Annotated in this window: 20 protein-coding genes and 3 tRNA genes; 5 read left to right on the forward strand and 18 right to left on the reverse strand. The window is 62.0% G+C overall.

Features of this window, described 5'->3' with window-relative positions; genetic code table 11:
• Positions 1-57: 57 nt before the first annotated feature.
• From G7Y51_RS03450 to G7Y51_RS03510, 13 genes are all read right to left on the reverse strand, one after another.
• Positions 58-133 (reverse strand) — tRNA-Gly (locus tag G7Y51_RS03450).
• A gap of 102 nt (positions 134-235) precedes the next feature.
• Positions 236-321 (reverse strand) — tRNA-Tyr (locus G7Y51_RS03455).
• 52 nt (positions 322-373) lie between these two features.
• A tRNA-Thr gene (locus G7Y51_RS03460) sits at positions 374-449 on the reverse strand.
• A gap of 142 nt (positions 450-591) precedes the next feature.
• Positions 592-1,470 (reverse strand): peptide chain release factor N(5)-glutamine methyltransferase, encoded by an 879-nt coding sequence (gene prmC, locus G7Y51_RS03465; RefSeq protein WP_241160117.1) that lies wholly within the window; start codon positions 1,468-1,470, stop codon positions 592-594.
• The gene (lon, locus tag G7Y51_RS03470) at positions 1,448-3,928 is read right to left on the reverse strand and encodes an endopeptidase La (RefSeq protein ID WP_241160120.1); all 2,481 of its coding nucleotides are present in this window, start codon (positions 3,926-3,928) and stop codon (positions 1,448-1,450) included. Before lon ends, prmC begins: the two co-directional genes overlap by 23 nt.
• Before the next feature lie 169 nt (positions 3,929-4,097).
• Positions 4,098-4,790: a DNA repair protein RadC gene (gene radC, locus G7Y51_RS03475; protein WP_165174992.1), complete on the reverse strand. Its 693-nt coding sequence runs from the start codon at positions 4,788-4,790 to the stop codon at positions 4,098-4,100.
• A gap of 242 nt (positions 4,791-5,032) precedes the next feature.
• Positions 5,033-6,058, reverse strand: a complete 1,026-nt coding sequence (locus G7Y51_RS03480) for a DNA polymerase III subunit delta (protein ID WP_165174993.1) — start codon at positions 6,056-6,058, stop codon at positions 5,033-5,035.
• 91 nt (positions 6,059-6,149) lie between these two features.
• On the reverse strand, positions 6,150-8,663 hold the full coding sequence (leuS, locus tag G7Y51_RS03485) for a leucine--tRNA ligase (RefSeq protein WP_165174994.1): 2,514 nt from the start codon (positions 8,661-8,663) through the stop codon (positions 6,150-6,152).
• A gap of 23 nt (positions 8,664-8,686) precedes the next feature.
• Positions 8,687-9,175, reverse strand: a complete 489-nt coding sequence (gene nusB, locus G7Y51_RS03490) for a transcription antitermination factor NusB (RefSeq protein ID WP_165174995.1) — start codon at positions 9,173-9,175, stop codon at positions 8,687-8,689.
• Between the two features lie 3 nt (positions 9,176-9,178).
• The gene (ribE, locus tag G7Y51_RS03495) at positions 9,179-9,649 is read right to left on the reverse strand and encodes a 6,7-dimethyl-8-ribityllumazine synthase (RefSeq protein WP_165174996.1); all 471 of its coding nucleotides are present in this window, start codon (positions 9,647-9,649) and stop codon (positions 9,179-9,181) included.
• Positions 9,650-9,839: 190 nt separating this feature from the next.
• Positions 9,840-10,496, reverse strand: coding sequence for a riboflavin synthase (locus tag G7Y51_RS03500; RefSeq protein ID WP_165174997.1), 657 nt, complete (start codon positions 10,494-10,496; stop codon positions 9,840-9,842).
• Between the two features lie 21 nt (positions 10,497-10,517).
• Entirely contained in the window at positions 10,518-11,666 is a 1,149-nt protein-coding gene (gene ribD / locus G7Y51_RS03505; RefSeq protein WP_165174998.1) for a bifunctional diaminohydroxyphosphoribosylaminopyrimidine deaminase/5-amino-6-(5-phosphoribosylamino)uracil reductase RibD, read from the reverse strand.
• Positions 11,659-12,210, reverse strand: coding sequence for a cytidine/deoxycytidylate deaminase family protein (locus tag G7Y51_RS03510; protein ID WP_241160118.1), 552 nt, complete (start codon positions 12,208-12,210; stop codon positions 11,659-11,661). Before G7Y51_RS03510 ends, ribD begins: the two co-directional genes overlap by 8 nt.
• A 685-nt stretch (positions 12,211-12,895) precedes the next feature.
• On the opposite strand from G7Y51_RS03510, the gene G7Y51_RS03525 reads away from it, so the two are divergent.
• Positions 12,896-13,114 carry a hypothetical protein gene (locus G7Y51_RS03525; protein WP_165175001.1) on the forward strand — a complete coding sequence of 73 codons (219 nt, stop codon included), beginning with the start codon at positions 12,896-12,898 and terminating at the stop codon, positions 13,112-13,114.
• Positions 13,115-13,239: 125 nt separating this feature from the next.
• On the opposite strand, the gene G7Y51_RS03530 is transcribed toward G7Y51_RS03525, so the two are convergent.
• Together G7Y51_RS03530 and purM are read right to left on the reverse strand one after the other, a co-directional pair.
• On the reverse strand, positions 13,240-13,698 hold the full coding sequence (locus G7Y51_RS03530; RefSeq protein ID WP_206214236.1) for a YccF domain-containing protein: 459 nt from the start codon (positions 13,696-13,698) through the stop codon (positions 13,240-13,242).
• Positions 13,699-14,075: 377 nt separating this feature from the next.
• The gene (gene purM, locus G7Y51_RS03535) at positions 14,076-15,134 is read right to left on the reverse strand and encodes a phosphoribosylformylglycinamidine cyclo-ligase (RefSeq protein ID WP_165175002.1); all 1,059 of its coding nucleotides are present in this window, start codon (positions 15,132-15,134) and stop codon (positions 14,076-14,078) included.
• 122 nt (positions 15,135-15,256) lie between these two features.
• Here purM and G7Y51_RS03540 point away from each other — a divergent pair, with 122 nt between their 5' ends.
• Genes G7Y51_RS03540 through G7Y51_RS03555 form a run of 4 tightly spaced genes read left to right on the forward strand, consistent with a single transcriptional unit; the run spans position 15,257 to position 17,969 of the window.
• Positions 15,257-15,925: a hypothetical protein gene (locus G7Y51_RS03540; RefSeq protein ID WP_206214237.1), complete on the forward strand. Its 669-nt coding sequence runs from the start codon at positions 15,257-15,259 to the stop codon at positions 15,923-15,925.
• Position 15,926: 1 nt separating this feature from the next.
• Positions 15,927-16,931: an AmmeMemoRadiSam system radical SAM enzyme gene (amrS, locus tag G7Y51_RS03545; protein ID WP_165175004.1), complete on the forward strand. Its 1,005-nt coding sequence runs from the start codon at positions 15,927-15,929 to the stop codon at positions 16,929-16,931.
• The gene (locus G7Y51_RS03550) at positions 16,931-17,434 is read left to right on the forward strand and encodes a cob(I)yrinic acid a,c-diamide adenosyltransferase (RefSeq protein WP_165175005.1); all 504 of its coding nucleotides are present in this window, start codon (positions 16,931-16,933) and stop codon (positions 17,432-17,434) included. Before amrS ends, G7Y51_RS03550 begins: the two co-directional genes overlap by 1 nt.
• A 7-nt stretch (positions 17,435-17,441) precedes the next feature.
• Positions 17,442-17,969: a translation initiation factor 2 gene (locus G7Y51_RS03555; RefSeq protein WP_165175006.1), complete on the forward strand. Its 528-nt coding sequence runs from the start codon at positions 17,442-17,444 to the stop codon at positions 17,967-17,969.
• A 119-nt stretch (positions 17,970-18,088) separates the two neighbouring features.
• Here G7Y51_RS03555 and truA read toward each other — a convergent pair whose 3' ends face one another.
• Genes truA through fliJ form a run of 3 tightly spaced genes read right to left on the reverse strand, consistent with a single transcriptional unit; the run spans position 18,089 to position 20,548 of the window.
• Positions 18,089-18,865, reverse strand: coding sequence for a tRNA pseudouridine(38-40) synthase TruA (gene truA, locus G7Y51_RS03560; RefSeq protein WP_165175024.1), 777 nt, complete (start codon positions 18,863-18,865; stop codon positions 18,089-18,091).
• Complete coding sequence (locus G7Y51_RS03565) at positions 18,862-20,154, reverse strand: hypothetical protein (protein ID WP_165175007.1); 1,293 nt, start codon at positions 20,152-20,154, stop codon at positions 18,862-18,864. The genes truA and G7Y51_RS03565 overlap by 4 nt, the downstream gene beginning before the upstream one ends.
• Complete coding sequence (fliJ, locus tag G7Y51_RS03570) at positions 20,111-20,548, reverse strand: flagellar export protein FliJ (protein ID WP_165175008.1); 438 nt, start codon at positions 20,546-20,548, stop codon at positions 20,111-20,113. The genes G7Y51_RS03565 and fliJ overlap by 44 nt, the downstream gene beginning before the upstream one ends.
• Positions 20,549-20,671 lie beyond the last annotated feature (123 nt).

Genomic DNA, 20,671 nt, shown 5'->3' on the forward strand with positions numbered 1-20,671 from the left:
TCACCAGGGAACGTGCGTTGGCGGGAAGACTACTGAGGGGTTGGATTTTCGCAGGAATGGAGCGGGAAACGGGATTTGAACCCGCAACCCTCAGCTTGGAAGGCTGATGCTCTAGCCGTTGAGCTATTCCCGCACGCTACCGTAGTCACCCGACAGACTTCTGTCTCCTACAGCCAAGGCAGTTTGTAAAAACCAGCCACCGCCCGTCCGAAAATTCCTGAAGACGGTAAAGTGGTGGTGGAGGGGGGTGGATTTGAACCACCGAAGTCTTACGACGACAGATTTACAGTCTGTTCCCTTTGGCCACTCGGGAACCCCTCCACACGATGCCGCAAAGGCCTTGCCGGACGGCGCGCCTTTGGTCAGCTTTTAGTGGAGCTGGCGATGGGACTCGAACCCGCAACCTGCTGATTACAAATCAGCTGCTCTGCCAGTTGAGCTACGCCAGCGGCAAGATGCTCTCTTAGCTGCTTCCGGCGCTCTTGGCAAGAGAAAAATGCGTTTCAAGAATTTTTTTCACTGTTTTTTGCCCTTGCAGCCGCCCCCAGGATGCAGGGAAACAGGCTGAAACGCCTTGCCCGTGGTGACTCATTATTTTTTCCAGGCCAGGGTGCAGCGCTCCAGCCCGGCCAGATCGCGGCGCGTGGCCACATGCGCAAAAACCGTCGCCGCGGCCAGCAATCCGCGCACGGCTGTGCCTTGCCCTGCGCCGTGCTCCAGAAGCAGCAGACCTCCGACTTTAAGAGCGCGCGCGGCCTGGGCGACGGCCGCCTGCAGATGGGCAAGGCCGTGATCCGGAGAAAAAAGAGCCGTGTGCGGTTCAAAGCGCACGACCTCGTCCATGACCAGAGGCCGTTCGCATTCCGCAATATAGGGGGGGTTGCTGACCAGCAGATCACAGGAACAGGCCGCCAGCGGCGCCTGCCGCAGATCGGCCCGCAGACATGCCAGGCGCTGCGCGGCGTCCAGACGACGGGCATTGGCCTGGGCCACGGCAAGGGCTTCGGCGTTGATCTCGAGCAGCAGGCCGCGCCAGGCGGGCCGCTCCAGCGCGAGCGTCACGCCGATGCAGCCGGAGCCCGCGCCCAGATCCGCAAAATACAGCGGCGTCTGGGCAGGCAGCAGCTCCAGCGCGGTTTCGACAAGCAACTCTGTTTCAGGGCGGGGGATCAAGGTGGCGGGCGTGACCAGAAAATCCCGGCTGAAAAATTCCTTGCGGCCGAGAATCCGGGCCAGAGGCTCGCCTGTGGCCCGGCGGGCCGTGAGCGCGTCCAGCCTGTCCATTGCGGCAGGGTCCAGCTCGCGCTCAGCTTCCAGAATGCAGTGCAGGCGATCCAGGCCCAGCACATGAGCGGCGAGCAGTTGCGCGCAAAGGCGGGGGCTGTCCACCCCCGCCTTTGTCAATCGCGCTGTGGCGTTCCGTTCATAGTCCCGCAGGCGCACGCCGTCAGGCTCCGGCTTCGGCTGCATTTTTGCGGCGGCTTGCTGCCGTCCTGGCCGGACGGGCAGCCACTGCGGCAGTTTCCTCGCTTGTGGCGGCGTTTTTTTTCGCCTTCCGACTTTTCGTGCCGCCGGCGCTGCCGCTTTCAAAGACCAAAGGCAGCAGCTCGTCATACTGATGCACAGGATGCACCGTGATCCGTTTGAGCAGCTCCCTGGGCACATCTTCCAGATCTTTCACGTTCTGTTGCGGGATGATCACATGCTTGAGGCCCCGCGCCACGCCGGCCAGGATCTTTTCCTTGATGCCGCCCACGGGCAAGACCCGTCCCTGAAGCGTTATTTCGCCGGTCATGCAGAGGTCGGCCCGCACCCTGCGCTTGCTGAGGGCCGAAATCAGGGCCGTGGTCAGGGTTACGCCCGCCGATGGGCCGTCTTTGGGCGTGGCGCCGGCAGGCACATGCACATGAATGTCCTGCTTGTTCACAAAGGACGGGTCCACGCCCAGCGCGTCGGCGCGGCTGCGGATGTAGCTCAGGGCCGCCTGGGCGCTTTCTTTCATGACATCGCCCAGCTGGCCGGTGAGGGTCAGGCCGCCCTTGCCCTTCATCACGCTGGCCTCCACGGTCAGCACTTCGCCTCCGGCCGGGGTCCAGGCAAGGCCCAAAGCCATGCCGGGCATCAGCCGCTTTTCTTTTTCATCTTCCACAAAGCGGGGCGCGCCGAGAAGTTTTTCCACATCCCTGGGCTCCACCTTAAAGGGGCCTTTTTTGCCCTCGGCCTTGCGGCGGGCCAGCTTGCGGCAGATGGACGACAATTCGCGCTCCAGATTGCGCAGGCCCGCTTCGCGCGTATATTCCCTGATCACTTTTTCAAGCGCCGCGTCACTGAGCGCGAGGTCGTTTTCGGCAAGGCCGTTTTCCGCAATCTTTTTGGGCAGCAGGTGCTTGCGGGCGATTTCCACCTTTTCCTGCAGGGTGTAGCCGGGCAGGGAAATGACCTCCATGCGGTCGCGCAAAGGCGCGGGAATGGTTTCCAGGTGGTTGGCCGTGCAGATGAACATGACCCTGGACAAGTCAAAAGGCACATTCAGATAATGATCGCTGAAGGTGTGGTTTTGCTCCGGATCAAGAACCTCCAGCAGCGCGGAGGAAGGATCGCCGCGAAAGTCCATGCCCAGCTTGTCCACTTCGTCCAGCACGATAACCGGATTGCGCGTGCCGGCCTGCTTGATGGCCTGGATAATCCGCCCGGGCATGGAACCTATATATGTGCGCCGGTGGCCGCGGATTTCAGCCTCGTCGTGCATGCCGCCCAATGACAGCCGCTGGAATTTGCGGCCCAGGGCCCGCGCAATGGAGCGGCCCAGCGAGGTCTTGCCCACGCCGGGAGGGCCCGCAAAGCAGAGAATCGGCCCTTTGGACTGCGGGTTCAGCTTGCGCACGCTGAGAAATTCCAGGATGCGATCCTTGATTTTTTCCAAACCGCAGTGATCCTCGTCCAGAATTTTTTGGGCATGGGCAATGTCCAGGCGATCGCGCGAGAGCTTCTTCCAGGGCAGATCCACCAGCCAGTCCAGATAGGTGCGCACCACGTTGGCTTCCGAAGAATCGGCGTGCATGCCTGAGAGGCGGCGCAACTGCTTGTCCGCCTCTTTGCGGACGTCCTTGGGCAGGCCGGCCTTGTCCAGGGCTTTTTTCAACCCTTCCAGGTCATCCTCGCCCTCGCCTTCGCTCTCGCCCAGTTCCTGACGGATAGCCTTGAGCTGCTCGCGCAGGAAATAATCTTTTTGCGCCTTGTCCATGCCCTCGCGCGCGGAGCTCTGGATTTTGGCCTGCATCGTGGCCACCTCGACTTCCCGCTGGAGTTGGGCATTGACCAGACGCAGACGCTCCAGGGGATCCGCGGCTTCCAGAATGTGCTGGGCGTCCGCAATTTTCATGCGCATATTGGCCGCGATCAAATCCGCCAGCCGGCCGGGATCTTCCACGCCCTGCAAGACGGCCAGCACGTCCGGCGAAGAGAGCCCGCGCAGGGAGAGCACCTTTTCGCTCTGCTCGCGAGCCGCGCGCAACAGAGCCTCTGCCGTGGCGTCAACAACCGGCGTGGTTTCGGGCAGCGTTTCAATGCGCGCCTCAAGATAGGGCTCCACCTGGCGGTAGCCCGTGATCCGCGCGCGGTTGACGCCCTGCACCAGAATTTTGACCCGCGAATCCGGCATCTTGAGCATGCGCATGACCTGCACCACAGTGCCCACGTCGTACAGATCGGAGGGGCCGGGATCTTCCGTGCTTTCCTCTTTTTGCGCGCACACAAGCAGATGCCGACCGCTTTTCAATGCCGATTCCACCGCGTGCACGGATTTTTCGCGCCCGATGAACAACGGCAGAATCATATATGTAAAAATGACCACATCGCGCACGGGCAGCACGGGCAGCACGTCCGGAATGCCCTGAGCGGCGGTGTTGGCGCTGTTTTCGTTTTCCATCAGATCGCTCGCGGCGGCGCGCTGCTCCTTCTGCTCCTCGTTGCGGGCATCCGGTTCGGCGGCGCTGACTTCCTGTTCTTCAGCGCGAAGAACATGTTCTTTATCTTTGTTATCAACCATATATACTCCCTGACTGCCCCAAGAGCGTGCGTTTCAAAAGCACTATGCTCTAAAGAAGTTTGGATTGTGTTATGCTGTAGCAGTCTCCCTCGGTGACGACGACATGATCCAAAAAGCGCAGGCCCATGCGCGGCGCCAGCCGTTGCAATTCCGTGGTCAGCAGCATATCCGGCCTGGACGGCGCCGGGTTGCCGCCGGGGTGGTTATGCACAAGAATAATGCCGGCGGCCTTGTGCGCGAGCGCGGTTTCAAGCACATCCCTGGGCTGCACCGGCACTTCGCCGATGCCGCCGCGTTGCAGCCGCTCCCAGGCGATCAGGCCGTTGCGTTTGTCCACCAGGGCCACCCAGCATTCTTCATAAGGGCATCCGGCCAGGCGGGCTTTGGCCATCTGCGCCACTGCCTGCGGCGTGGCCAGGATCTCGCGTCGGCGTACCGCCGATGCGACATAGCGGGCACGCAGTTCGCGCAGCACCCGCCAGAGGCTCATAAGCCCGGGCCCGAAGCCCGGCGTCTGCAACAACTCGTCCGGCCGGGCGTCAAGCACGCCCCGGATGCTGCCGAAACGCTGCAGCAGTTCTTTGGCCAGAGGTTTGGTGTCTTTGCGAATAAGCCCGTAACCAAGGAAAAGTTCAAGCACTTCGTAATCTTCAACGGCCAGGGGTTCGCATTCAAGCCGCCGGCGCAGGCGGGCGCGGTGCCCGCTGTACGGGGAAGAACTGGAAGCAGGCTTCGCTGTCATAAGGTAAGCAGTCTTGAAACTTATGCAAGGGGTGAGAGCGTTCAGCTCATTTCATTGGCAAAACGCTCCGGGGGCTGTGCCCGTTGGCGACAAAGGAGCCGTACGGGCGCGGCAGCGTTTTTCGGCGCAGCGTTCTTCACACTGAAAAGGCAGTAGTATGTATGATGAGTCACCAGAGTACACGAGCGATGTTCCCCCTGCGCGACAAGCCTGACCGGCCCTGCGCCGCGTTGCGGCCGCGATCAGGCGCGCGGCTGCCCGGCAAACAAGCAGGTCAGGCGTGCGGCCAGAAATTCCAGGCTTTGCTCCGGCGTGCGGCGACCGCTTTTGACCTGCCATTCGGCATCCATAATGGCCGCCATGCTTTCCGCCAGGCCCCGCGGGCCGAGGCGCAGGGCCAACTGCCGCTTGAAGCCCGCTTCAGAGGGATGCAGGCGGACTTTCTCACCGGCCCGGGTTTGCCAGAGCAGACGCATTTCCCGAGCCAGCAGAGCCAGAAGAGAGAAGAGCAGGCTGTCATTGTCCCGACTGCGCGCCAGCTCCTTCCAGACCGCGGCAAGATTGCCCGCCTCCATATGGCGGATGCAGGCAAAGATGTTACATTCCGGACTCCAGGAACCTGTGGATGTCATGGCGGTGGTAATGGTTTTCAGGGCCGGGGCATTTCCGGCCGCCGTATCTTCCAAGCTACGGGCCCCGCCCGCGTTGCGCAGCAGCGTCAGTTTTTGCAGCTCGTTTTCAATGGCCAGGGCGTCCGGCGGCACGGCGGCGCAGAACTGTTCCAGGGCGTCCGGCTCAAAGCTCAGTTGCAAAGCCGCGGCGCGTTGCTGCACATGCCGCTTGATGCCGCGCTCCGTAAGCCCTTCATGACGCCAGATCCAGCCTTGCTTGTCGGCAAAGCCCATGCAGCGCAGTTTGGCAATATGGGCCGGTATTTTGGGCTGGCCTTTTTCCCAGTTCACTTCCAGGCAGAAAAAAGGCCAGCATTGCGTTGACGGGCGGCCCAGCGCCTGGGAAACATTTTTCCACACCGCCGCAGGCCAGAGCTGAGCCTGACGCACAACCAGCGCGCGCGCTGTGCCGAACAGGCCCGGCAGGGCGAGTTGTTCCCAGAAGCGCGGCGGCGGTTCCTCATCGCCCCAATACACATGGCGTTCCCACTGGCCGCTTGCCGGCGGAAAGGCGGCAAGCTGCTCTCTGAGATACGTTCGGAGCAACTGGCTGTCGGGACAGACCAAAAAAGTGAAACCTGGTTTGCTCTGGGGCATGCTTTGGCATCCGGCTTTGCACAGTTCGACGTTGCGCTGCGCAGCATTTCAAAGCGTTAGATCGTTTTGCTCATGAAATCAGCAAAACGATCTAATTCGCCACAATATTTACCAGTTTGCCCGGCACCACCACCACCTTGCGCACAGTCAGGCCGCTTGTGTGCCGCTGCACCGCGGGATCGCCAAGAGCGGCCTGCTCGCAGGCGATCCTGTCCGCTTCTGCCGCAATTTCCAGGGTGCCGCGCAGCTTGCCGTTGACCTGGAGAGCCACGGTGAGCATGTCCCGGGCCGTGGCCGCAGCATCCCATTGGGGCCAGGGCGCGTCGGCCAGGGGGCTTTTGTGGCCCAGGCGCTCCCACAATTCTTCGCAAAGATGCGGGGTGATGGGCGAGAGCAGGGTCAGCACCGTGGCCATGGCTGAGGAGAAGATCCGCCGCTCGGCCTCGCTGCGGCCCAATTTTTCGCGCGAAAGATACATGGCGTTGACCAGTTCCATGATCGCGGCAATGGCGGTATTGAACTGAAAACGCCCTGCCATGTCCTCGCCCGCCTTTTTTACGGTGAGATGCTCCTTGCGCCGCAGCTCGCGGGCAGCCGGGCTTTGGGCGTCGGCAGCCGCGGCTTCGCAGGCCTTGAGCGGCAAAAGGCGTTCCTCTTCCTCGTTGAAGAGACGCCAGACGCGGTTGAGAAAGCGCGAAGCCCCTTCAATGCCTGAATCCGACCAGTCGAAATCCCGTTCCGGGGGGGCCGCAAAAAGGCAGAACAGACGCACCGTATCCGCGCCGTACCTGGCAATCATCTCCGTGGGATCAACCACATTGCCCTTGGACTTGGACATTTTGCCGCCGTCCTTGAGCACCATGCCCTGAGTCAGCAGATTGGTGAAGGGCTCGGCCAGATCCTTGGGGAAAAAGCCCAGATCCCGCAGAACTTTCGTGAAGAAGCGGGAGTAGAGCAGATGCAGGATGGCGTGCTCCACGCCGCCGATATATTGATCTACGGGCAGCCAGTATCTGAGCGCCTCGGGCGTGAACGGGGCCGTGGCGTTGCGGGCGTCGGTGTAGCGCGCGAAATACCACGAGGACTCCACAAAAGTATCCAGAGTGTCTGTTTCACGCCTGGCCGGACCGCCGCAGCAGGGGCATACGCACTCCGCAAAAGAGGGTGTTTGGGGTAAGGGCGAACGGCCGTCGTCGCGGATTTTCACATCCAGGGGCAGGAGAACGGGCAGATTCTCTTCTTTTTCCGGGACAACGCCGCATTTTTCGCAGTAGATTACGGGGATGGGCGCGCCCCAGTAACGCTGGCGCGAGATATTCCAGTCCCGCAAACGAAACTGGGTGGTGGCTTTGCCTTTGCCCTGCTTTTCCAGGGCGGCGGCAACGGCGGCCTTGCCTTCCACATTGGGCAGCCCGTCAAAGTCTCCGGAATTGACCATGCGGCCTTCGCCGGTATAGGCCTCGCCCATGCTTTCCGGTTCAAGCTGTTGCCCCTGCGGATTGATCACCACCCGCACGGGCAGGCCGTATTTGCGGGCAAAGTCAAAGTCGCGCTGGTCATGCGCGGGCACGCCCATGACCGCGCCGGTGCCGTAGTCGGCCAGGACGAAGTTGCCGAGCCAGAGGGGCACGCGTTGCCCGCTGAAGGGATGCACGGCATACGCGCCGGTGAAGATGCCTTCTTTTTCCAGGGTGTCGGACTGACGATCCAGGCGGTCCATGTTCCGGATGCGCTCCACAAAGGCTCGCACCTCATCCGCCTTTTCGTAGCCCTGGATCAGCTTTTCCACCAGCTCATGCTCCGGGGCCAGGGTCATAAAGGTCACGCCGTAGAGCGTGTCCGGCCGGGTGGTGAAAACGTCGATGCCCTGCGCGCCCGCAACGGCCCTGTCCAGGCCGAAGGTAATGAGCGCGCCCGTGGACTTGCCGATCCAGTTGCGCTGCATGGCAAGTACGCGCTCCGGCCAGCCGCCGTCCAGACGGGCAAGATCTTCCAGCAATTCGTCGCCGTAGGCGGTGATACGCAAAAACCACTGGGTCAGATCCTTTTGCTCCACCCGGCTGTCGCAACGCCAGCACAGACCGTCAATGACCTGCTCGTTGGCCAGCACCGTATGGCAGGACGGGCACCAGTTCTGCGGCGCTTTTTTGCGATAGACCAGGCCTTTTTCCAGAAGGCGGAGAAAGAACATCTGCTCCCAGCGGTAGTACTCAGGGCGGCAGGTGGCAAGCTCGCGCGTCCAGTCGTAGGAATACCCCAGTCGCTTGAGCTGGGCGCGCATAGTGTCGATATTGGCGTAGGTCCATTGGGCAGGGTGGGTGTGATGCTTGATGGCCGCGTTCTCGGCGGGCAGGCCGAAAGCGTCCCAGCCCATGGGGTGCAGCACGTTGAAGCCCTGCATGCGCTTGCAGCGCGCCACCACGTCGCCGATGGAGTAGTTGCGCACATGGCCCATATGGATGTTGCCCGAAGGATACGGAAACATCTCAAGCACATAATACTTGGGCTTCTCGTTCTCATGCCGGACGGCGAAAGCGTTTTCGGCCTGCCAGCGGGCCTGCCATTTTTTTTCGACAGTCTGCGGATCGTAGCGTTCTTGGGTCATGTGCGGATCACCGGGTTGGCAGGTTAGGAGTGAGATTCGGGCTGTGCGTGCGCGGTATGCAATTCCCCGTTTTCCAGGGCTTTGGCCGCTGCGTCAAGAATGCCGTTGATAAAATTTTTGGCCTTGCCTTCGCCGAACTGGCGGCTCAGTTCCAGGGCTTCGTTGATGGCCACCTTGGGGGGCACATCCTGCCGGAAGAGCATTTCAAAGACCGCCAGACGCAAGAGGGTGAGTTCAATGCGGCCCATGCGATCCACGCGCCAGTGGTGGGAGAAGCGGCCGATGGCGGCGTCCAGTTCCGCGCTTTTGCTCCAGACGCCCTCCACAAGCTCCCAGGCAAAACCCGCGGGATCGGGAATGCCTGCTTCAGCCTCGGCGGCATTGTCGGGCGAGAGCCGGAAAGCCCTGCGCAGATCCTCGCGATTGGCCGCCGGGGTGAAGGAGAGCCCGTAGAGCACCTGGAAAGCGCGCTCGCGTTCGCCGCGGCGAGTGGCGTTTTTACCTTTGCTCATGAATTACAATTGCTCCAGCACGCGGATGGTTTCCAGCATGGCGGCGGCGGCTTCAACGCCCTTGTTGCCGGCTTTGGAGCCGGCCCGCTCTATGGCCTGCTCAATGTTGTCGCAGGTCAGAAGGCCGAAACCAATGGGCGTGCCTGAGGCCAGCATGGCCTGGGCAATGCCCTTGCTGGCTTCCGCGCAAACATAGTCAAAATGGGGCGTGCCGCCGCGGATCACCGCGCCCAGGGCCAGAATGCCGTCATACTTCTGCGAGGCGCCCAGTTTCTGGCAGATCAACGGGAGCTCAAAGGCGCCGGGAATACGCACCAGGGTGATGTCGGAAGCCTCAAGGCCGTGACGTTCAAGATAGTCCAGCGCGCCGCCCACCAGGCGGTCCACAATAAAATCATTGAAGCGCGTGGCAACAATGGCCACCTTGAGGCCTTTGGCGTCCAACTGGCCCGCAATGGTCGTAACAGTGCTCATGGCAACTCCTGCTGATGATGACGGCAAAGCGTTGTGTCGATCCTCGCACGACTAGAGCATTTTCACTTTGAAAATGCTCTGCTGACGCGAAAGCGGCAGCCGCCGCAACGCGGCGTACATTCAGGCGAAAACCGCGTTTTTCGCCTGAATGCCACCTTTGACTTTCATAAAAAGTCAAAGGTAATCTGCTCTAGATAAAGCCGGTTCGGAGCAAAAATTCCCTGCTGATTTGCGTATGTTTTTCCGCTGCCTTTGTCTGCCACGGGCCCAGCAGGCGGCGAACGTATTTTCCGATCAGGTCCGTTTCCATATTGACATGCACGCCGGGACGCCAGAGGCGCATGGTTGTGCGTTTCTGCGTATCCGGGATACTGTTGATTTCCAGAAAATCCGGACCGCAATCATTGACCGTAAGGCTGATTCCGTCAAGGGCCACCGAACCCTTGGGAATGACCTCCGAACCGTAGGCGGCCGGAAAAGCGAGACGGCAGCAGAGGGATTGCCCGGCGGGCCGCACTTCCAGCACGGTGGCCAGACAATCCACATGGCCGCTGACCAGGTGCCCGCCCAGGCGGTCGCCCACGGCAAGCGCGCGCTCCAGGTTGACCGCGTCCCCTCTGGCGAGTTTGCCCAATGTGGTGCGCGAAAGGGTTTCGGCCGAGGCATAGGCCGTAAAACTCTCCGGCCTGTGCATTTCCACGGAAAGGCAGGCTCCATTGACCGCAATGGATTCGCCGTCCGTCAGATTTTCAAGGGCAAAAAGCGGTTGAATGTCCAGGCGACATTCCGCGCCGCTTTTGCGCACGGCCACAATTGTGCCCTGGCCCTGGATGATGCCCGTGAACATGCCGCGCTCTCCCGGATCCTGTCAATCTCCGGCGGCCGGGGCCGCCGGGCGAAGAGTGATGTGGATGTCGCCGCCGCAAAGGCCCATGCTGCTTACGCGCAGACGCAGCGCTTCGCTCAGATCCAGGGGGGCGCGGCCGCTGAACAGAGGGTGCGCGTCATTGTCGCCCAGAATCATGGGGGAGAGGTGCAAGCGGAACTCATCCACAAAACCGGCTTCCAAAAGGGCGAGGCCGAGTTTGCCGCCGCCCTCGCAGAGTACATAAGGGCAGTTCAACTCCCGGCGCAGCGTCTGGAACATGCCGAGAAAATCCGGGCCGCCGCGCGGGGCGGGCCCCAGGGCCAGAACGCGCACGCCTTTTTGGCGCAAAGCCTGGGCTGTGGTGGAAGCCGCGGCTGCGGGCGAAGCCAGAAAGATGGTGTGGTCCGGCCGATCCTTGAGCAAATGAAAGTCCGCGTCAGGCATGGGCAGGCGCGACGTGAGCACGCAGGCCAGGGGCTGCGGGTCTGCCGCGGATGTGCTGCGGGCCGTGAGCCGGGGGTTGTCGGCCCTGAAAGTGCCGCCGCCCACCAGCACCGCGCCGCCGCACAGCCCTATGTCTGCCCGCAGCTTGTGCACCTCGCGGCGCGAATCCTCCGAGCTGATCCACTGGGACTGGCCTTTGCGCGTGGCAATGCGGCCATCCAGGGTTGCCGCCATCTTGAGGAGCACATAAGGACGATCCAGTCTCTGCCAGATCAGAAAATCCGCCAGCATGTCGCGGCATTCCTGCTCGCAGACATGCTCGATCACCTCCACCCCGGCCTGGCGCAGGCGCGCGGCGCCTCCCGCGGCCAGGGGATTGGGATCGGCAAGCCCCATGACCACCCGGCTGATGCCCGCATCCAGAATCGCCTGGGTGCAGGGAGGGGTTTTCCCCTGATGGTTGCAGGGCTCCAGGGTGACCACCAGCGTGCAGCCGCGCGGATCCACGCCCTGGGCGGCAGCGTCTTTCAGACATTCGATCTCGGCATGAGCCTTGCCGGCCGCATGGTGATACCCCCGGGCCAGAATACGACCGTCGCGCATCAGCACTGCGCCGACCGCGGGATTGGGATAGGTTTTCCAGCGCCCCAATTCTGCCAGGCGCAAGGCCTCACGCATGAACGGCGCAAAATCCGGCTCAGTCATGGCAGCCCTCTTCACATCCTGTCGCGGTTGCGCAGCCGGGCAAAGGCTGAAGCCTGCCGTCAGGCGTTTTTTCGGCCAGATCCCGGATAAGAGGCGGCGTGAAATTGAACTGTTCCACAAGCACCCCTGCTTCCTTGAGCATGGCTGCGGCCAGATCGTCCGGATAATCCTCGGTGTAGAAAATACGGCGGATGCCGCAGTTGATCAGCATTTTGCTGCAAAGCCCGCAGGGATGTGTGGTGCAGTAGAGCTCAGCGCCCTGAATATTGATGCCGTGCACTGCGGCCTGGATGATCACGTTTTGCTCGGCGTGCAGACCACGGCAGATTTCATGGCGCTGGCCGGAGGGGATGCCCAGTTGCTCGCGCAGGCAGCCCACTTCAAGGCAGTGCGGAACGCCGGCCGGAGCGCCGTTGTACCCTGTGGCCAGGATACGTTTGTCCTTGACGGCCACGGCACCCACCCTGCGGCGGGTGCATGTGGATCGCTCGCTCACCAGGTAGGTGATATTCATGAAATAGTCAGGCCAGGGCAGTCGTCGCATGGGGCACCTTCACGGAAGTTTACGGCAGTTTACACAGAGCCGGCCTAAAAGCCAAGCCACGGTGTTTTTCATCCCAGGGCCGATGCAATCTCAGGGCGTATGCCCTGCACAGGTTCCCGGCAGGCTCAGCGGCAAAAACAAATTTTTGCGATCTTTCAACGCCTTGCCCTGCATTGGGGGGCCTGCCGGCTTCGTCAAGCTGCGCTTTTTGCAAAAGGGGAAAACTCCTTAATGGAGCCGCAGTTTCTGGCAGCATGTACTACAGAAAACTTTGTTGAGAGCAGAACTCATTTCATAATTCTGGAAAAAGCCATGGATTTTGGATAGCATCAAAAAATGAGCAAAGCCGAATTGTTAGAGCGGTTTGCTGTTGAAAACGGCAACCGCTCTGGCGGCCGCGGGAGCGGACGCCCGCGCCGGCGGTAGCCGTTAGCAAGCTTTGCTTGCTTGCGCCAGCCGTTGGCGAGTCTGCGAGCCTTACGGATGGCGACAGCGGTTTCGTTGAATGTTTTTTGTGGTAACTCATTGCTGTCTCCATCCGTAGCTTCCTTCGTCGCAACGGCTGAAGCAATGAGCCTGAAAACCACGTTTTTCAGGCGCTTGTCCCGCTTGCGGGGAAATGACGGCAGCGCCGCTTTTGAAATTGAATAATTTCAAAAGCAAAATGCTCTAGAGCAGATTACCTTTGACTTTTTATAAAAGTCAAAGGTGGCATTCAGGCGAAAAACGCGGTTTTCGCCTGAATGTACGCCGTGTTGCGGCGGCTGCCGCTTTCTGGTCAGCAGAGCATTTTCAAAGTGAAAATGCTCTGGAGTATATTGCTTTTGCAACGCTCGCTCCGGCGCGTAACTGCGCAAGTAAATTTCGCCTGCGTCTGTCTCTGCGGAGCACGGCCGCCAACTGAGCGTAAAGGGGAGGGCCGGGGGGGCGAAATTTGGGCGGTGCGGGAAAAAAGGCAGACAAGTGCCGGGATTGCTCGATCATGCGTCCCCCTGGCAAGGCAACCGTGCCCGACGGAAGGGACGGCCGTTACGGGCGCATGCGTTTTTCGGCGTAAGCGCGTTCGGCCGCCTCAGCCACGTCGGCGGGCACAATGGTTTTGCCGATGGGGCAAAGAGCCAGACCGGCCAGCTTGACGTGCTGCCAGGCAAAAGGAATGCCGATGATCGTGATGGCGCAGAAAAACGCCCAGATCAGGTGCTGCAGAGCAATCCAGATTCCGGCCAGCAGCAGCCAGATCACATTGCCCACTGTGCCCCAGATGCCGGTGCCGATGTCGGGTTGGCCTGTGAGCACCTCGCGGGAAACGGGCATTTTGCCGAAAGGAAAGAAGGCGAACTGGCCGATGACAAAACAGGCCCGCCCCCAGGGGATGCCCACAATGGAGATGAAGCAGAGCAGCCCATAGAACCACCAGGCCAGACCCATCCAGATGCCGCCCAGTAAAAACCAGATGATGTTGCCGAGGCAACCCAGGGTATTGCGCATATAAGAACCGTCCTGGAACAGATTGGTTTTTGCTTTTAAATAGACCTACACACAAAGATGCCCGCCGCGCGCGTCAGCCGTTGGCGGCTGTGCCGCCTTACGGATGACGACAGCAGAGGAAATGTACTTGCGCCGTTACGCGCCGGAGCGAGCGTTTCAAAAGCAATATGCTCCAGGGGCATGGACAGCAGAGACGCGGCGGCAGGAGAGCTTTTGCCTTTGAAAATCCTCTAGAGTATTTTTGATTGAAAATATCCATTTTCAATCACTTCGCTGCCATCATTTCGCGTCCAGAACGCGGTCTGGACGCTCATTCGGCGCGGGCGCCAGCTAACGCTGTCGCCAGAGCGTTTAGCTAATTTCATTAGCAAAACGCTCTAAAAGGTAATGATCACCTGCTCGCCCGATCCGTCTTTGGCGCGCCGGGCAATTTCGCCGATGCGCCAGGCCCGCAGACTGAAGGCCTGAATGCGATTGACGGCTTCTTCGGCCTGCTCCGGGGGCAGCACAAGAATGTAACCTATGCCGCCGTTGAAGATCTGGAGGATTTCCGGCCAGGTGAGCTTGCCCGCGGTCTTGAGCCAATGGAACACAGGCGGCATCTGCCAACTGCCGAAATTGATCCGGGCTTCCACCTGTGCGGGCAGAACGCGCGGAATATTGTCGTAAAAGCCGCCGCCCGTGATGTGGGCCATGCCCTTGACGTTGAGATCGCGCAACAGGGAACGCACGGCTTCCACATAAATAATGGTGGGGGTCAAAAGGGTTTCGCGCACGCTGGCCCCGTCCGCGCCGGGAAAGGCGTCGTCAGGCTGAAGGCCGCTTTCGCCCAGGATTTTGCGCACCAGGGAATAGCCGTTGGAATGCAGACCTGAGGAAGCGATGCCAACGATCTCGTCGCCCACCTGGATGCCCGATCCGTCAATGAGCCGGGCATTGTCCACAATGCCCACGCAAAATCCGGCCAGATCATATTCGCCGGGCGCGTACATATCGGGCATTTCGGCGGTTTCGCCGCCCAGGAGCGCGCATCCGGCCTGGCGGCAACCCTCGGCAACGCCGCTGATCACGGTCTGCGCCGTGTCCACATCAAGTTTTCCCGTGGCAAAATAATCCAGGAAAAAGAGCGGATTCGCCCCTTGCACCAGAATATCGTTGACGCTCATGGCCACAAGATCCACGCCCACGCTGTCATGCTTGTCAAAGGCAAAGGCCAGCTTCAGTTTGGTGCCCACCCCGTCGGTGGAGGATACCAGCACAGGTTCGCGCATTCCGCTCAGATCGGGGCGGAACAAACCGCCGAAGCCCCCGATATCCGAAATGACGCCTCTGGTCTGCGTGCTTGCCACCAGATGCTTGATGCGCGCAACCAGATCGTTGCCCGCCTGAATGTTGACCCCGGCTTGGGTATAGGCTTTTGCGCGGTCGCTGGACATCCGTGCCCTCCTTGAATAGTTGAAGAATATTAGCAAATTTTCCGCCGAATCCCAAGCGACTTTTTTTCATGGACCGGCCCGGCTGCCGCTGGTATAGAGAAAAAAACAGTTATGGAATGACGATGATGCGCAAGTACACCCTTTTTTTTCTTGTGCTGCTTGCGGCCCTGGGTCTCTGCGGAGCGCACGTTGCCTCCGGCATGGGTTCGGATGCCGGCAAGAACACGGAAGCGGGCGCCGCGCACCGGCCAGAGCCGCTTTCCGGCGCTCTGCCGCCCGACGCCGCGCAGCCGCCTGTGCAGCCCCCGGACGTGCAGAGCCAGTATACTAACTCCAATGTATACAACAGCACCACCACGGTCTACACTACTGCCGGGGGCTATAGCGGTTTTGCGGGAACCTGGCGGGACCCGGAGAGCGGCGATATCATAACCTCGGTCATTGCGCCGCGCCCCCCGCAGCAGCCCGACTGGGACTCGCCGCTGATCGTGGCCCCGCAGGTGTATCCGGGCTGCAACAATCAGTCCAACCCTCCCGGCCCGCCGCCGCGCCCGCATCCCTATCCTCCCGGCCCGCCGCCGCGCCCTTATCCGGGGCCCGGCTCCGTGCCGCCCTGGCAGCAGCCCGGCTGGCAAAATCCCCGGCCGCCGCAAGGCCAGATGCCGCCGGGCTGGCGGCCTCCCGCCAACACACAGCCCTGGCCGCATGCGCCGGGTTGGCGGCCCCGGCCGCACAACGGCATTCCCCCGTCGGGCAATGGTGCGCCGGGCATGCCCGGGGCAAGGCGCTGACATGAAGGCCATGCTTTGGGATCCTTTGCCCGGCGCAGCGGTGCAATGCCGCCTTTGCGCGCATGCCTGCCGCTTGAAAAAAGGCGGCAAGGGGCTCTGCGGCGTGCGCGCCAATCTGAACGGCACGTTGATTTCCCTGGTGCGCGACGTGATCACCAGCGCTCAGCTTGACCCTGTGGAAAAAAAGCCGCTCTACCATTTTTTGCCGGGCAGCAAAACTTTTTCCGTAGGCAGCGCGGGTTGCAATTTCACCTGCCTTTTCTGCCAGAACCATGTCATTGCGCGCCTGCCAGGCAACGGCAGGGTGCCGGGCAGGCATGTGCGCCCAGAGGCTCTGGCGCAAGCCGCCGTGGAGAGCAGGGCGCGCAGCATTGCCTTCACCTATAATGAGCCGACGGTCTTCTTCGAGCTGATTCATGAGACCGCGGAACTCGCCCAGGCTGCGGGCATGCGCGCCATTCTGGTCAGCAACGGTTTTATGTCCAAAGACTGTCTCCTGCCCCTGCGTCGCCGGATTGCTGCGATCAATGTGGATCTGAAGTCCTTTCGCGATCAGTTCTACAAGGAATATTGCGGTGGCCGTCTCCAGCCGGTGCTGGACAATCTCAAAGCCGTCAAGTCCCTGGGCTGGTGGCTGGAAGTGACGACCCTGGTCATTCCGGGCATTAACGACAGCGCGGCCGAATTGGGCGAAATGGCCGCCTTTGTGCGCGATGAACTTGGGCCGGAGACGCCTTGGCATCTCTCGGCTTTTCACGGCGCACACCTCATGGCGGCGCATCCCGCCACGCCGCTCTCCCGCCTGGAGGAAGCCTGGCGCATCGGGCGCGAGGCGGGCCTCCACTTTGTTTACATGGGCAATGTGCGGAGCGCCGTGGGCGCGAATACCTTCTGCCCGTCCTGCGGCGCTCTGGTGATCGAGAGGCGCGGCTATGCCGTCCGCTTTTCGGGCGCGCCGGGCAAATGCCCCTCCTGCGGGGCTGAACTGCCGGGAGTCTGGAAATAATGCTTTTGATCTATACCGGCCACGGCAAGGGCAAAACCAGCGCGTGCGTAGGGCAGGCCGTGCGGGCTATGGGGCAGGGCTTGACCGTGGCGTTCGGGCAATTCATGAAGCGGGACGGCCAGGCCGGCGAGCAGCGCATGCTGGCGCAATGGCTGGGCGAGCGTTTTCTGGCCGGAGGCCAGGGCTTTTTGCGGCGCGAGGAGGAGCGCCCGGCCCACCGCGCGGCCGCGTTGCGCGTTCTGGCCTGGGCGCGCGAGCAGTTGGAAGCCGCGGACATGCTGATTCTGGACGAAGCGATCTACGCGCTTGGCGCGGGCATTCTTGAGCGGAAGGAAGTGGAAGGCCTGTTGGCCGAGGCGCGCGCGCAAAACCGGCATCTGGTGCTTTCGGGCCGCAACGCGCCGGACTGGCTCATCAGGGCCGCGGATTTGGTGACGGAGATGGGCGAGATCAAGCATCCCTGGCGCGCGGGCGTCAAAGCCGTGCGCGGCATAGAATTCTGAGGTTCGGATGCAGGCTTTATGCATTTATGTGGCCGGTTCCTTCAAGCACAAGCACGGCGTCCGCCTGTTGGGCCGCGAGTTGCGCGCGCAGGGCTGCCGCATGCTGGATTGGACGGAAAAAGCCGTGCCCCCGCCGGGCCTGAGCCCGGCCGAGCGCCGGATCTGGATGGATACGGACAGGGACGGCGGCCAGGTGTATGCTTTTTGCCGAGACGCCTGCCTGAATGCGGATATCGTCATTTATTACGGCGCATCCGGCCAGGATGCCGGGGTGGAAGTGGGCCTGGCCGCAGGGGCGGGCGTGCCGGTGCTGGGCATTCGCGGCCCCCTGGAGGGGCCGGGCCTGATGCTGCACGGGGCGGTCGATGTCTGGGTGGACAGCGCGGAGCACGCTCTGGAGATCATCGGAGGGGTGCTGGCAAATGCCGCGAGCCGCTGGGCGGACCTGGATTCCGAGCCTGACGAGGCCGTGCGCCGCCTGTGCCGGGCCGTGCGCCGCCGGAGCGGGAAGCGCTCCGCAGCATGCGCCTCTTGAGGGGGACGATCATCCCCGGCCACGAACAGCCCTTGGAGCCTGTTCTGGCCCAAGAGCAGTGAGCAGGTCAAGGCGATCGAAACTCGGAAGCGCGTTGCGGACATGCCGTGCCGCAAGCCTCAGTCATATTCCACGCTGACCAGCGCCAGGCCCCGCGCCGGGGCAGTAACCGAAGGCACGGCCCTGCGATTTCGGGCAGCCAGCATTGCGGGGATGGAGTCCGGATTGATTTTTCCTTGCCCGCAGGCCGCCAGCAGCCCGGCCATATTGCGCACCATCTGCTTGAGAAAACCGTCGGCCGTGACGCTGAATCGCAGGATCGGCGCGTGCGGCGGGTAAAACTCGCACGGGGGCAGGGGCGTCAGAGAAGCGGCGAACACGTTGCGGCGCGTGCTTTCCATGTCGGTCCCGGCATTTTGCAGACTCGCAAAATCCCGCTCTCCCAGCAGATGCGGCAGCGCCGCGCGCATGGCTTCGGCTTCCAGGGGCCCGCAACTCCAGACATAGGGGGCCAGTTGCGGCGGCGTAAAGATTTTCTCCTGCCAGAACTGGTAGGCATAGGTTTTGCGCGCGGCGTCCTTGCGGGCGTGAAAATCCGGCCGCGCAGGCGTGGCCGCAAGCACCCGGATTTCAGGAGGCAGCAGGGCATTGAGGCTGTGCCGCCAATCCAGCCCGGCCTTGGTTCCGGGCACGTCGCAGTGGGCCACCTGGCCGTGGGCATGCACGCCCGCGTCCGTGCGGCCCGATCCGAACACCCGCACGGGCGTGCCGGCCAGGATGCGCAGGGCCGCTTCCAGCTCGCCCTGAATGGTGGGCGGCGGAGAAGGCTTTTCCTGGATCTGCCAGCCGCTGTACTTGCCGCCCAGATAGGCCAGGAGCAGTTTGAGCCGCATTATTCGGGCAGCCTCATGCGGGTGATCAGCTCCGTGAGCTTGGCTGTCTTGGCAGGATTTGTATATGTCAGAATTTCGCCGGATTGCTTGGGCGCCATGCCGGAAAGAATCCTGATGGCCACGCGCTCGTCCATGTTTTCCAGGGCCTTGGCCGCGGTTCTCGGTTTCATGTTGGCGTACATCTGGATCAGGCTGTGGATTTTTTTGTCCTCCAGGCCTTTGGCCTCGCGCAGCATGTCCTTTACCTTCCGTTCGGCATTCTCCAGATCTTTCAGGCGTTGATCCATCTGCTGCCGGAGCATCAGAATGTCCTGTTGCTGCCGCGCCAGATCCAGGGCTTTGGCGTTGGGATCTTCAGGCAAAACTGTGGGCGCGACGCTGGGCGCCGGAGCATGCATGGCGGCGGATTGCCCGGCCCGTGGCAGGGCGGGCAGGGCCGCGGAGTCTGCGCCCGCCGCGCGTGGCGGCAGTGGAGCGCCGTCAGCGCCCTGACCGCGCGGGATATTGGCGGGAATGTCCGGCGCGCCGGGCATGGCCAGGGGCGCGTTCTGCTCCGCCGGAGCAAAGGGCGAGGCGCTGCTGGCGGGAGTCTGGGGCACGGGCATGTCCAGCGCCGCGGCATGGGCCGCCTGCACGCTGCCGAGGCCCGGAACGGGCAGATGCGTGAGGCCGAGCACGTCCAGCCAGCCGTCTTCGCGGGCGCGCCGATCCGCGGCAAGGGCAGGCAGCGGCGCATTGTTTCCGGTCAGAGGCGAGGTTCCGGGCTCGACCGTGGGCGCGTCAAGAGCCGCGGGCTCCGGCAGACTGGGCGGTATGAAGACGTTCTCACCGCCGGGCGTGCCGCCCGCAGGGGCCTGGGCCGTGACCAGCGGCGCGGGAAGCGCGGCCTGGGTCGGATTTTGCCGCATGGCGCGGCGTGGCTTCGCAGTGGCGGCCAGTTGCGCGGCAGCCGCGCCTTGCGGCGGATTTTGGGGCGTGAGCGCGGAAGATCGGGCCTCCTGGGGAGCGAGCTGCGATCCGACCGCTTCGGGCAGCCGCGCTGCGCCCGGCGAAAGCGAGGCTTCGGCCAGGGCCGCGCTTTCCGAACTGTCGGGCAACGTCGTGGGCGTGTTTGCCGCGCTTTGCGTGGGCATGGCGCCGTTGTCGGGAGCGTTGCCGCCCAGCCATGCGGGCAGCGGCAGATCCAGCATCAGCATGCCCAGAATGGAGAGCTTGATAAAGCAGAGCACCGCCAGCCAGCGGAAAAGCCTAGAAAGCCGGAGCCTTGTAGCGGAGGGTCGCTGTTTCGTCATTGAAGCGTTGCTCCTGCAGTTGTTCTGCGCGGATAAAATGCTTTTTTTGCCGTTCCTTAAGCTTTTCCAGCAGTTTTTTGTCAATGGCGCGGGCGGCGAGCAGCTTGCGGGCCTCCTGGGCCATTTGATCCATCATGCGCTCCTGCAGCGAGGCGGCGGCCACATCCGCGCGCAGGCCCGTGATGTACTGTTCCTGCAGCCAACGCTCGCCCGCTTCCATCAGCGGATTGTCGCGAAGCCGATCCGCTGCGCGCTCAAGCTCCCCGCGCAGCTGGTCAAGACGCTTTTGCGCTTCCTGAAGGCGACGCTCGGCCTCGGCCAGGCGCACTTTGGCTTCTTCTTCCAATTGCTCCCGGTAGTCGAGCACTTTCTGCATGGCAAAGCGAAAGGGCACGGAGAGAAACCGCCTTGTTTTTGACGCTTGTTTTGAAGTATTGCAACACGATGCAAACAGCGGGCCAAAATACATGTCTTCAGTGCTTGAGCGGCATGCCTGTACTGGTTTGGAACATCTTGC

Origin of the sequence: Desulfovibrio sp. ZJ369 (assembly GCF_011039085.1) — a bacterium.
Taxonomy (GTDB): Bacteria; Desulfobacterota; Desulfovibrionia; order Desulfovibrionales; family Desulfovibrionaceae; genus Desulfovibrio.